The organism is Butyricicoccus faecihominis (genome assembly GCF_014648015.1).
Classification (GTDB): Bacteria; Bacillota; Clostridia; order Oscillospirales; family Butyricicoccaceae; genus Agathobaculum; species Agathobaculum butyriciproducens.
This window is the reverse complement of sequence record NZ_BMQH01000006.1, coordinates 63,017-76,082: the sequence shown is the minus strand read 5'-3', so window position 1 is coordinate 76,082 and position 13,066 is coordinate 63,017. Positions and strand designations below refer to the sequence as shown.

Annotated in this window: 9 protein-coding genes; all 9 read left to right on the top strand. The window is 55.6% G+C overall.

The genetic code is table 11. The features are described 5' to 3' along the window. Window positions 1–89: 89 nt before the first annotated feature. The 9 genes from IEY11_RS07205 (at window position 90) to hfq (ending at window position 13,064) form a co-directional block, all read left to right on the top strand. Complete coding sequence (locus IEY11_RS07205; protein ID WP_117750896.1) at window positions 90–395, top strand: ArsR/SmtB family transcription factor; 306 nt, start codon at window positions 90–92, stop codon at window positions 393–395. Window positions 396–400: 5 nt separating this feature from the next. Beyond that, window positions 401–3,097, top strand: coding sequence for a heavy metal translocating P-type ATPase (locus IEY11_RS07200; protein ID WP_188886189.1), 2,697 nt, complete (start codon window positions 401–403; stop codon window positions 3,095–3,097). A 132-nt stretch (window positions 3,098–3,229) separates the two neighbouring features. Further along, window positions 3,230–5,080 (top strand): TIGR03960 family B12-binding radical SAM protein, encoded by a 1,851-nt coding sequence (locus IEY11_RS07195; protein ID WP_188886188.1) that lies wholly within the window; start codon window positions 3,230–3,232, stop codon window positions 5,078–5,080. Beyond that, on the top strand, window positions 5,073–5,741 hold the full coding sequence (locus IEY11_RS07190) for a TIGR03936 family radical SAM-associated protein (RefSeq protein ID WP_110436765.1): 669 nt from the start codon (window positions 5,073–5,075) through the stop codon (window positions 5,739–5,741). The genes IEY11_RS07195 and IEY11_RS07190 overlap by 8 nt, the downstream gene beginning before the upstream one ends. A gap of 12 nt (window positions 5,742–5,753) precedes the next feature. Then, entirely contained in the window at window positions 5,754–7,151 is a 1,398-nt protein-coding gene (gene miaB, locus IEY11_RS07185) for a tRNA (N6-isopentenyl adenosine(37)-C2)-methylthiotransferase MiaB (protein WP_188886187.1), read from the top strand. Between the two features lie 15 nt (window positions 7,152–7,166). After that, window positions 7,167–9,761, top strand: a complete 2,595-nt coding sequence (mutS, locus tag IEY11_RS07180; protein ID WP_188886186.1) for a DNA mismatch repair protein MutS — start codon at window positions 7,167–7,169, stop codon at window positions 9,759–9,761. Window positions 9,762–9,821: 60 nt separating this feature from the next. Next, a complete protein-coding gene (mutL, locus tag IEY11_RS07175) occupies window positions 9,822–11,825 on the top strand; it encodes a DNA mismatch repair endonuclease MutL (protein WP_188886185.1) in 2,004 nt (667 codons plus the stop codon). A gap of 16 nt (window positions 11,826–11,841) precedes the next feature. Beyond that, complete coding sequence (gene miaA / locus IEY11_RS07170) at window positions 11,842–12,783, top strand: tRNA (adenosine(37)-N6)-dimethylallyltransferase MiaA (protein WP_118359415.1); 942 nt, start codon at window positions 11,842–11,844, stop codon at window positions 12,781–12,783. A 32-nt stretch (window positions 12,784–12,815) separates the two neighbouring features. Next, window positions 12,816–13,064, top strand: a complete 249-nt coding sequence (hfq, locus tag IEY11_RS07165; protein WP_199667438.1) for an RNA chaperone Hfq — start codon at window positions 12,816–12,818, stop codon at window positions 13,062–13,064. The last annotated feature ends 2 nt before the right edge of the window (window positions 13,065–13,066 follow it).

Sequence of the window (13,066 nt, the reverse complement as noted above, 5' to 3'; positions counted from 1 at the left end):
ATATTGCGGGAGGGATCAAATTGTCGGCAAAGCATACAGACGCAGAACTGGAGTGCTGCGAGGAGCATATCGTCCATACGGACGCAGTTATGGCAGCGCGCAGCGCAATGCCGGCAGAGGAGATCACTACAGCCGCATCAGATTTTTTCAAAGCGTTTTCCGACAAGACCCGCTTGCGGATACTGGCGGCGCTTGTTTCCGCGGAGCTGTGTGTCTGCGATATTGCGTCGCTGCTGAACATGAGCCAGTCCGCGATATCGCATCAGCTTCGTTTTTTGAAACAGGCGCGGTTGGTCAAGAGTCGAAAAACCGGAAAAACAGTATACTATGCGCTGTGCGATGATCATATTCAGACCATTTTGGCACAGGGAATCGCGCACGTGCAGGAGGGATAAACGGAATGAGCGAAAATAACCGCCCTGATTCGGAAGAGAAGAAGGACCAGACAACGGCGGAAGATATTTTAGCACAGGTCGATTCGATTTTAGCGGATCTGGAGAATTCGGCAGTAGCGCAGCTGTTTGCCGCTCCGGAAAAGCCTAAACCCGAAGAGAACAAAAAACCGCCTGAAAAAGAAGAATCAGCGCCGCCCGGCGAGCCTGAGCCGCCGGACAAGAATGCGGAGCAGCCGGAGATTGAACCGGAAGCCGATACATCGCATCAAAGTGAAAGCGAATCTCCGGAGGCGAAAACGCCGCCAGAGGAAGCGGCGGCAGCTGAGCCTGCAAAGCCCTCGGAGGAATCAGACGCAGCAGAGGAATCGCCGGAAGATTCGGAAGACGAATTTGACGAAGAAGAAGATTCGACGGATGAGGCTGAAGACGAGGACGACTGGGACGAACCGGAATTTGACGACGAAGGTATAGAGGACGAGCTTCCTGAGGAAGAACAATCAGAGGAAGCGGAATTTGAGCCTATCATAGAGGAAAAGCCGGACAGGCTGCAGAAGCTAAAAGAAAAACTGAAAAACCATGAAAAGGACAAGGCGGAGAAAAAGGAACAGGCAAAATCCGCACCTAAGGAGAAGCCTAAACCAAAGGATGAAAAAAAGCCGGAGGAAAAGAAACCGGAACCGCCGGTAATCGAAGTTCCGGAGGACGCGGACGATACCACCGGTATGAATTTCGTGCAGAAGGCACAGTACCGGGCCAAAATGCGTCGGCGTGAGCAGACCCGTCTGCGGCGAGAAAATGCACGCCGTATACAGGAAGGCGCCGAAGTGACCTATCAGCCGATGACACGGTTGGATATGCAGAGCACAGGCGCACGGTTGGCTGCCGCGGCAATCGTTCTTGTGGCCGGAATCGCGATGGGAGGTTCGAGTGCGGCATTGCCGCTCTGCCTGTTGGCGTTTTTGATCACAGCGCTGCCGATTGCAGCGCGTGTGCTGACCAATCTGACACACGGTTCATTTTTCGATGAATATCTGCTCGTGCTAATGGCATCCATCGGCGCATTCGCGCTCGGCAGCCGTGCAGAAGCAACGATCGTGCTCATCCTGTTTGAGATTGGCAAAATTGCAGGTGATATCGTTCTATCATCCACCTATCAGGCATTGCCGCAGCAGCATGATTTCATGCCGGAAAAGGCAACGGTCGTCAACATGAAGGGCGAACAGCGTCAGGTTCCGCTGGCAGATATCCGTCTGGGCGAGCTGGTTCTGGTACACTCGGGTGAGCGCGTACCGATTGACGGCGTTGTACTTCGCGGAGACGGCACGGTGGATGACAGCGTGCTTACCGGTGAAAACGTGCCGATGGCAGTTGATAAGAACACGCGTGTGCTGGCAGGCAGCCGGTATAACGGCTCTCTGATGCTGATTCGTGTGATCTCGCGCTATGAAGACTGCGCGGTTCGTCAGATTCGTCGCGTACAGAATGCGGCCGCCGAACACAAGGCAGCGTTGGAAAACAGTGCGCAGCGTAATGCCAAGCGTCTGGTTCCGGTTGTGATCGTCATTGCCGTACTGGCAGCCGCACTTCCGCCGCTGTTCATGCCCGGTTCAGATATGACCGGCTGGGTATATCGCGGACTGACGCTTCTCATTGCCTGCTGTCCGACCGCACTGGCGCTGGCTGTCCCGCTTGCTTTTGTATGCGGCGGCGGCCGACTTGAGAGTGAAGGCGTTCACATGAAGGGCAGCGAAGCGATGGAACGGACTGCAGACCTGCGTCTGGTCGTGTTCAACAAGACCGGCACAGTGACTAACGGCAATCTGCAGATTAAAAAGATTTATCCCACACAAGAGTTTTCCGAAAAGAACTGTCTGGCACTTGCCGCAGCAGCTGAGCAGCTTTCACAGCATCCGATTGCGCGCGCAATCGCAAGTGCATGCCAGGAAAAACTGCCAAAGATCGAGGAATTTGAGGAATTCCCGGGCCGTGGCGTGCGCGCCCGTATCGGTGATCACGTTCTGCTGGTAGGCAACCGCAAGCTGATGGTCTCCCGCGGTGTCAAGGGCTTGCCGGATATCGACGGCACGGTTGTTTACATCGCCTGTGAAGGGGAGCACATCGGTGTGATTGAATTGGAGGATACGGTTCGTCCGTCCGCTGCTGACGCGATCAAAAAGATCAAGGATCAGGGTGTTGAGCGCACGGTGCTTATCACCGGTGACGCTGAGACACCAACTCAGCGAATTGCAAATGCCGCCGGTATTGACACCGTTCACTGCGGCCTGATGCCCGAGGAAAAGCAAGCGAAGCTGGACTTTATGATGCGCACGATTCCGACAGACGGCACGACCGCCTATGTCGGCGACGGCGTAAGCGATATCGAGCAGCTCAAGATGGCCGATGTCGGTGTGGCAATGGGCACGCGCGGCTCCCGCTATTCAGCGGATGCGGCGAATATACTGATTACCGCAAATGATCTGAGCGGTCTCGGCGAGGCTGTTCAGGTCTGCAAGACTACACACGGAGTTGCAATGCAGAATCTGACACTGCTGGCCGCCATCAAGCTGGTGCTTGCTGTACTGGCGCTGATCGGTCTGGCGCAGATGTGGATGGCAGTTATCGTCGATGCTGTACTCACGGTGCTGACCGTGTTCAATACGACCCGACTGCTCGGCAGCAAGCCGGAAATTTCGGAGGAATAAGCAAAACGCGAAGGAAGTGTAAAAGCTTCCTTCGCGTTTATTTTTTGTTTCGTGTACTTTCTGCGCGAAAACGGTCAAAAACGGTATGGTTTTTTTCGGAAGGATATGATACAATAATCTGTATGAATGAAAATGGAGGAATACGTCTTGCATAAAAAGATGGAAGCCATTTTGTCCCGTGTACAGAAGCCGGCACGCTACGTCGGCGGTGAATGGGGCTCGGTGATGAAAGATAAAAAGAACATCGATCTACGATTTGCGTTCTGTTTTCCGGATACCTATGAGGTTGCCATGTCTCACCTCGGTTCGCGTATCCTGTACGGTCTGCTCAACGATCAGAAGGGCATCTGGTGCGAACGCGTCTGCGCGCCATGGATTGACATGGAGGCTGAAATGCGCGAGGCAGGACTGCCGCTGTACGGTCTGGAGAGCGGTGACCCGTTGTCGGACTTTGATATTATCGCTTTTACGCTGCAGTACGAGCTGTCGTTTTCCAACATTCTGAATATGCTGGATCTCGGCGGTATTCCGGTGCTGGCAAAGGACCGTACCGAACTCAAGCATATTGTAGCCTGCGGCGGTCCGTGTGCCTACAATCCGGAGCCGCTGGCTGACTTTGTTGACCTGTTCATGATCGGCGACGGCGAGGAGATCATGCTGGAATTTACCGATCTGTACCGCAAGGCCAAGCGCGAAGGCTGGTCTAAGCAGGAATTTCTGATTGCGGCAGCACAGATCGAGGGCATGTATGTACCTTCGCTGTACGAAGTCAAGTATCACGAGGACGGCACAATCGAGAGCGTCACACCGACGCACAGTGCACCGGCTCTCGTGCAGAAGCGCATCGTCAAGGATCTGGATACCATGTACTATCCGGAGTCCTTTGTTGTGCCTTCGACCGACATCGTGTTCGACCGTGCGATGATCGAGCTGTTCCGCGGCTGTCCACGCGGCTGCCGATTCTGTCAGGCCGGTCACACTTATCGTCCGCTGCGTACCAAGTCCAAGGAAGTGCTGCTCAAGCAGGCGCAGGCGGTGCTCAAGAACTCCGGTTACGAGGAAATCTCTCTGTCCTCGCTGTCTACGAGCGACTACGGTGAGCTGTCCGGTCTGACCGAGTGTATGCTCGACTATTGTGAGCCGCGTCATATCAGTCTGTCACTGCCGTCTCTTCGTGCGGACAGCTTTTCCGCCGAACTGATGGAGCGCGTACAGAAAACCCGCAAAAGCGGCCTGACGTTCGCATGTGAGGCAGGCACACAGCGCCTGCGCGACGTGATCAACAAGAATATCCGCGAGGAAGATGTACTCCACGCCTGCGAGATCGCCTTTCAGGGCGGTTGGAATAATGTCAAGCTGTACTTTATGATGGGTCTGCCGACCGAGACCTACGAGGATCTGGACGGCATTTCCGACATTTGCAAAAAGGTCGCCTATTGCTGGCGTGAGAACACGCCCAACCGTGCGCGCGGCGTGCGTATCACAGCGTCGGCTTCGTGCTTTGTGCCCAAGCCGCAGACCCCGTTCCAGTGGGACGCGCAGGACACGCTCGAGCAGTTCCGCGAGAAGCAGGCGCATCTCAAGGTGGTCATGAAAACCAAGAATGTCACCTACAACTGGCATGATGCCGAGACCTCGGTACTCGAGGGCGTTATTGCACGCGGCGACCGCCGCCAGGGCAAGGCGATTCTGCTGGCGTGGCAGCGCGGCTGCAAGATGGACGGCTGGGATCAGTGCTTCGACTTTGACAAGTGGATGCAGGCGTTCCGCGACTGCGGACTGGATCCCGCGTTCTACGCATCCCGTCAGCGTCCGATGGACGAGGTGTTCCCGTGGGATCACATCGGCTGCGGCACGCGCAAAGAGCACCTCAAGCGTGAGTGGGAACGTTCCCGCGAAGCGGCTATCACGCCGGACTGTATGCACCAGTGTGCCGGCTGCGGCGCAAGCGCTCTGCTGAAGGGAGGCAAGTGCCGTGTTTAAGGCTCGAATGAAATTTGCCAAAGAAGGAAGAGCCAAGTATATCTCTCACCTTGATCTGATGCACGCTATGCAGCGTTCGATGGCACGCTGTCAGATGCCGCTGTGGTTCACCGAGGGTTTCAATCAGCACGCCTACGTTTCGGTGGCGCTGCCGCTCTCGACCGGCTACTCCGGCGAGTGCGAATTTCTGGATTTCAATATCACGGCAGAAGCCGTGCCGGAAAATGCGGTGGAAGCGCTTAATGATGTATTTCCCGAGGGCCTGCGTGCAATCGAGATTTACCCGCTTGCCGACGGCGGCATGAAGGTCGGTTCGATTGAATGGTCGCAGTACCGCATCACATGGGGTTTTGAGGATGGTACGCCCAAGGGCTTTGCCGACGATGTGCGCAATCTGTTCCGCCGCCCCATGGTCGAGATCGTCAAGCGATCCAAGCGCGGCGAAAAGACGGTCAATATGCGTGAGCTGATGCGCGATCTGACCGTTACCGACGGCCCTGATGAGGTGACCGCTGTTGTCACCACAGCTGCCGGCAATAACAACATGAGCCCGGAATATCTGACCCGTGCCATCCGGCAGTATCTGCCGCAGTACGAGATTCCGTTCAGCGCGTACCACCGCATGAACGTGTTTACTTCTGACGGCACTCCATTTCGATAAAAGGAGAGTTTCATGGCAACCCAGAATGTTTCCGAAGAACAGCTGCAATCGCAGTTTACCTATATTGACGCAGTAGCCCGCCTATTGGGGGACAAGCGCCCAAAAGCCTATACGCATACGTTCGGCTGCCAGCAGAACGAGGCGGATACCGAGCGTATCCGCGGCATGCTGTCCGAAATGGGCTACGAAATGACCGATACGCCCGACGAGGCAGATTTTATCCTGTTCAACACCTGTGCTGTGCGTGAGCATGCCGAGGATCGTGCGTTCGGCAACGTCGGCGCACTCCGCCATCTGAAAAAGGAGCGCCCGGGCATTGTTATTGCAATGTGCGGCTGCATGGCCCAGCAGGAGAAAAACGTCGAGAAGATTAAGAAAAGCTATCCGCAGGTAAATCTCCTGTTCGGCACGCATGCGCTCTGGCGATTTCCGTCGCTGCTGTACCGCGTGCTGACCGAGAAAAAGCGCGTGTTCGACATCGGCGGCGAGGACGATATCGCCGAAGGTCTGCCGGTGCTGCGTGCCAAGGGCGCAAAGGCGTGGCTGTCCATCATGTATGGCTGCAACAACTTCTGCACCTACTGCATCGTACCGTATGTGCGCGGCAGAGAGCGCAGCCGCCGACCGGAGGAGATCGAGAAAGAACTGCGTGAGCTGGTCGCGGCGGGTTACAAGGAGATTACGCTGCTCGGCCAGAACGTCAACTCCTATGGTAAGGATCTCGGCATTGACGTGGATTTTGCCGATCTTCTGCGCCGTCTCAACGCCGTGCCCGGCGATTTCTGGCTGCGGTTTATGACAAGCCACCCGAAGGACGCGTCTCCCAAGCTGTTCTCTGCTATGGCAGAGTGCGATAAGGTTGCAAAGCAGCTGCATCTGCCGTTCCAGTCTGGCAGCGATGAAATCCTGCGGCGCATGAACCGCCGCTACACGGCAGAGCATTACAAATCGCTGATTGCGGATGCACGGTCGAAAATGCCGGATATTACGCTGTCAAGCGATATTATCGTCGGTTTCCCGGGCGAAACGGACGAGGATTTCGAGCAGACCCTGAAGCTGGTGCAGGATACCCGGTTTGATCTGCTGTTTACCTTCCTGTATTCGCCTCGCACGGGCACGCCCGCAGCCTCCTATGAGGATAACGCTACGCCGCAGGATAAGCAGCGCCGCTTCGAGCGCCTGCTCAAGGCGCAGGATGAAATCGTTGCCGAAAAGCAGACGGCGTATCAGGGTAAAAAATTGCGTCTGCTTGTAGACGGCAATGCCAAGGGATCGGAGTATCCGTTCACTGCGCGTACCGAGGGCAACCTGCTTGTCTGCGTGCGCGGTGACGATATCAAGATCGGTGAATTTATCGAGGCAGAGATCGAGAAAACCTCGCTTCGCTGTCTGTTTGCACACAAATTATAAGAAAGAGGTAAGAACATGGCTGAACTGACGCCTATGATGCAGCAGTATTTTGAGATCAAAAACAAAAATAAAGATTACATTCTGTTTTACCGTCTGGGCGATTTTTACGAAATGTTCTTTGACGATGCCAAGCTGGTCTCCCGCGAGCTGGAGCTGACGCTGACCGGCCGCGACTGCGGTCAGGGAGAACGTGCACCGATGTGCGGCGTGCCGTATCACAGCGCGGAAGGCTATATTGCCAAGCTGGTGCAGAAGGGTTACAAAATCGCGATCTGTGAGCAGATGGAGGACCCGAAAAAGGCAAAAGGTCTGGTCAAGCGCGAGATCATCCGACGCGTGACACCGGGTACGGTCGTGGAAGCCTCCATGCTGGATGAAAACCGGAACAACTTTCTCGGCTGCGTATATGCAGCCGGTGGTTCCGTCGGCGTATGCTTTGCTGATATTACGACAGGTTCGGTGTACGCGACCGGCTCGGATAACTGGAATGACATCACCAGCGAGTTCGGACGCTTTGCGCCGCGTGAGGTGCTGGTCGGCGGCGGAGCCATTTCGGCAGACGGCCTTCAGTCCTTTCTGAAGGAACGTCTGGAGGCGCTCATAGAGCCGATGCCGGAGGAGTGCTTTGAGGCACAGCGCAGTGCGGAACGCATTCAGGAGCACTTCAAGGTGCAGGACTTTGACGCTGCCGGTCTGACCGACCTGCCGTGCACTGTGCAGTGCCTCGGCGGTCTGCTGGATTACCTCGAGCAGACGCAGAAGGCCAGCCTTTCCAGTCTGAATCAGCTGCAGGTGTACCATCAAGGCCAGTATATGGAGCTTGACCTGATCGCACGCCGCAATCTCGAGCTTTGCGAGACCATGCGCACCAAGGAGAAGAAGGGCACGCTACTGTGGGTGCTTGACCGCACACGCACGGCAATGGGTTCGCGCCTGATTCGTCAGTGGATTGAAAAACCGCTGTATAATCCGCTGCATATTGCACGCCGTCAGCAGGCGGTAGGTGCATTGTGTGACGATGTAATTGCCCGCACGGCATTGACGGACGCACTCAAGCGAGTGTTCGATATGGAGCGCCTGATCGGTCGCGTAGCCTACGGCACTGCAAACTGCCGTGATCTGCGTGCGCTGTCGGCGGCAATTTCTTGTCTGCCGGAGATCAAAACGCAGGCTGCTCTGTTCGGACAGGCTATGCTGCGTGAGCTGACCGGCAAGATTGATCTGCTCGAAGACATTCGCGCGCTGGTCGAGCAGGCCATCGTGGATGAGCCGCCGATTCTTCTTCGGGAAGGCGGCATGATCCGCAAGGGCTTCAACGAGGAGATTGACCGTCTGCGCGACCTTGCGTCCGGCGGTAAGGGCAAAATTGCCGAAATCGAGCAGGCGGAACGCGAGCGTACCGGTATCAGCAAGCTGAAAATCGGCTACAACCGCGTGTTCGGCTATTATATTGAGGTCAGCCGCTCCAATGCGGAGGCGGTTCCGGAGAACTACATTCGTAAGCAGACGCTTGCGAACAGCGAGCGCTATATCACCGAGGAGTTGAAACAGCTCGAGAGCACCGTGCTCGGTGCGCAGGAACGCCTGACCGCTCTCGAGTACGAGGTATTCGTTTCCGTACGCGACCAGATTGCCGCTGAGGTTCACCGTGTGCAGAAAACTGCGCAGGCTATCGCAGCGCTTGACGTTCTGTGCGCTCTGGCTGATGTGGCGTGTGATAACAACTATGTTTGTCCGGTGGTGGATTTTTCCGACCGCATTGACATCAAGGACGGCCGTCACCCGGTTGTTGAGAAAATGCTGTCCGACAGTCTGTTCATCCCGAACGACACCCTGCTCGACAGCAAGGAAAACCGCGTCGCTATCATCACCGGCCCGAATATGGCAGGCAAATCCACCTATATGCGGCAGGTGGCACTGATTACCATCATGGCGCAGATTGGCTCGTATGTGCCGGCCTCGTCCGCGCATATCGGCGTGGCAGACCGCGTGTTTACCCGTGTCGGCGCGTCGGATGATCTGGCGAGCGGTCAATCCACCTTCATGGTGGAGATGAGCGAGGTCGCGGATATTCTGCGGCACGCTACCAAGTCCAGCCTAATTATTCTGGATGAGATTGGCCGCGGCACCTCTACCTATGACGGCATGAGCATTGCCCGCGCAGTCGTAGAGTATGTAGCGGACAAAAAGCGCATCGGCGCACGCGCGCTGTTTGCAACGCATTATCACGAACTGACCGTGCTTGAAGATTTGGTCAAGGGCGTCAAGAATTACAATATCGCGGTCAAAAAGCGCGGTGATGACATTACGTTCCTGCGCAAAATCGTGCGCGGCGGCGCGGATGACAGCTACGGCATTGAGGTTGCAAAGCTGGCCGGTGTGCCGAATCCGGTTATCAAGCGGGCAAAGGCTGTGCTGGCGGATCTGGAATCCACTATGCCGAAAATCGAGCTGCACGCCGTAGCCGAGGAACCGGAAGACGTTCCGCAGATTACGATAGATTCGCTCTCCGGCGACGCAGTCGCAGAGCGGCTGCGTGCACTGCAGGTGGACACCATGACGCCGATCGAGGCGCTCAACGCATTGTATGAGCTGAAAAAGCTGGTTTAATCATTTATCAGGGCAGGAAAGACCAACCATGATTTGTTCCGGAAAGGAAAACAAAGAAAAATGGCAGTGATTCATGAATTATCTCCGCATCTTGCGGATCTGATCGCGGCAGGAGAGGTTGTTGAACGGCCGTCCTCTGTGGCGAAGGAGCTGGTCGAGAATGCGATTGACGCAGGTTCTACCCGCATTACGGTGGAGATCGAAAACGGCGGCATTACCTATCTGCGTATTGCGGATAACGGCTGCGGCATGTCGGCAGAGGATGCACCTGTGGCCTTCCGCCGCCACGCGACCAGCAAGCTGCGTACCGAGGAAGATTTGAATGCTATCGGCACATTGGGCTTCCGCGGTGAAGCACTGGCTGCGATTTCGTCGGTTACGCGCATTGATCTGTTCACGCGTCAGGCAGGTTCGATTGCGGGTCTGCACCTGCATCTGGAAGCCGGTGAGATTCAGACACAGGAGGAAGCCGGCTGTCCGGAAGGCACAACAATCGTTGTGCGCGACCTGTTCTTCAACACACCGGCTCGCATGAAGTTTCTCAAAAAGGACTTCACCGAGGCGGGTTACATTCTCGGCGTAGTACAGCATGCGGCGCTCTCCCATCCGGAGATTGCGTTCACGCTCATTCGCGACGGCAAGCAGGTATTCTCGTCGGACGGCAAGGGCAAGCTGATTGCACCGGTGTTCGGCGTATTCGGCAAGGAAATGACTGCCAATATGATTGAAGTGCCGACGACCGAGCGCAACGGTATGACCGTGCACGGCTACATTGTCAAGCCGCACGCCGGACGTGCCAACCGTTCCATGCAGCACTTTTTCGTCAATGGCCGCTATGTCAAGAGCCGTCTTATGCAGGCTGCAATGGAAGAGGCCTATCGCAATGCAATCATCACCGGCAAATATCCGTCTGGTGCGCTTTTCCTGGATTTGCCGCTGTCGGCGGTCGACGTCAACGTGCATCCTGCAAAAACCGAGGTCAAATTTTCGCAGGAAAAGCCGATTTTCGAGGTCGTGTATATTGCCTGCAAGAATGCGCTTGCCGCAAACGACAATATGCCGCATCTGGAGCACAAGGAGAAGGAAGCGCCTGCCAAGCCGCGTGAAGATAATCTGACGCATGAGCAGCAGCGGTTTGCGATTCCAAAGCCGGTAGACCCTAAGCCGTTTGTCACGCCGAGTGTCAAGCCAACACCGATTGCACCGGTAAAGAACGACGAGGAAGCACCGGATTTAGAAGATTTCCTCGTGTCTATCCCGCCAAAGGCAGAGCGTCCGCGCAGTGCATCGAGTTATCTGTCCGCGCCGCGCATACTGCAGGAGGAACCGCAGGAACCAGTTCGTACGCGAATGGCACAGCCGGTCGAGCCGGTCACAGAACCGACACCTGCCGTGCATATGCCGGCACCGGAGCCGGAAGATGAACCGATGGTTGTTGTGCCGTCTGTCAGCGCACCGGAGGTCAAGGGTAAGCCGCAGATCCTGCAGCCGCTGGATGCCGGTGTGCGCGTAATCGGCGAATGCTTCCAGACGTACATTATTGCTGAGGACAAGGACGGCTTGATTCTCATCGACAAGCATGCCGCGCATGAACGTATTCTGTTCAACAAGCTGCGTGCGGAGACCGATATGCCGCAGCAGCAGCTTCTCACGCCTGTAATTGTAGAGCTGACCGGCGAGGAAGCCGCCGCTGTGCAGTCGCAGATCGCAGACATCCGTCAGGCAGGCTTTTCCATCGACAGCTTTGGCGAGAACAGCTTTGCCGTACGTAGCGTGCCCGCTTATCTGGATAGCGGCGATGTGCAGAGCGTCATCAGTGAATTGGCCGAAAAGGCGATGAACAGCCGTACCACCGTGCCGGATCGTCTGGATGATTTGATTCATACAGTAGCATGCAAGGCGGCTATCAAGGCAGGCAAGCCGACTACGATGACCGAGTTGCAGGACCTGTGCGAGCGGGTGCTGAGCGATGACAACGTGCGTTCCTGCCCGCATGGCAGGCCGACGACCGTTCGTCTGACCAAATATGAGCTTGACAAGATGTTCAAGCGTGTAAATCAATAAAAAGCGAGGAAACAGCATGGAAAACCGTTTGATCTGCATCTGCGGACCGACTGCCAGCGGCAAAACCGCCTTATCGGTCGCATTGGCGCAACAACTGCATACCGAGATCATTTCTGCGGATTCCATGCAGCTTTACCGTGAAATGGATATCGGCACCGCCAAGCCGGATATGAGGGAACGGCAGGACGTACCGCATCATCTGTTCGATGTATGCGAGCCCGGCGAAACGTTCTCAGTGGCGCGGTATGTCGAACTGGCAGACGCTGCTGCGCAGAATATTCTGTCGCGAGGGATGACACCGATCGTTGTTGGCGGCACAGGATTGTACATGGACGCGCTCATCGAGTGCAGCGTATTCTCCGGCGATGAGACCGACCTGACCGTGCGTGAGAAATATCAGCGGATGGCGGCCGAGCAGGGCAATCAGGCGGTACATGACTGTCTGGCTAAGGTAGATCCGGCCGGAGCGGAACGTCTGCACCCGAATAATCTCAAGCGCGTTATTCGTGCTCTTGAGGTGTATGAGCAGACCGGTATGACGATCGACGAATTTAATCGCAGGAACAAACGCCCGGAGCCAAAGTATGATGCGCTCAAGATCGGTGTTTGCCCGTCTGACCGTGAAATTCTGTATGACCGCATCAACCGCAGAGTGGATCTTATGATGGAAAACGGTCTGCTGGAGGAGACGAAACGGCTGGTGGAGCGCGGTCTGCTGACCGGCACTGCCGCGCAGGCCATCGGCTACAAAGAGTTGCTCGGCTATCTGAGCGGCGAGCAAACATTGGAAGAATGTACCGAATTGCTCAAGCGCCGCAGCAGAAATTATGCAAAACGTCAGCTTACCTGGCTGAAAAGGGATGACAGCATCCACTGGATATATTATAATAGTGGAGAAGAACTTCCTTTCGTCTTACAGGAAACGACAAAATATCTTCAAAACCACGGTGTACAATGATACCATAAATTGTAATTTCAACTGGAGGAATCATTGTGCGAAACGAAATCAACTTACAGGACAGAATGCTCAGTGCACTGCGTCAGCAGGCGCAGAACATCACCGTATTTTTAACGAACGGCTTTCAGATGCGCGGTATTGTCCGCGGATTCGACAGCTTCGTTGTGATTTTGGAGAGCGACGGAAAACAGCAAATGATCTATAAGCACGCAATCTCTACTCTGATCCCACAGCATAGAGTCGATCTCCATGCACCGAGAGGGGAGCGTGCGGAACAGTGAAC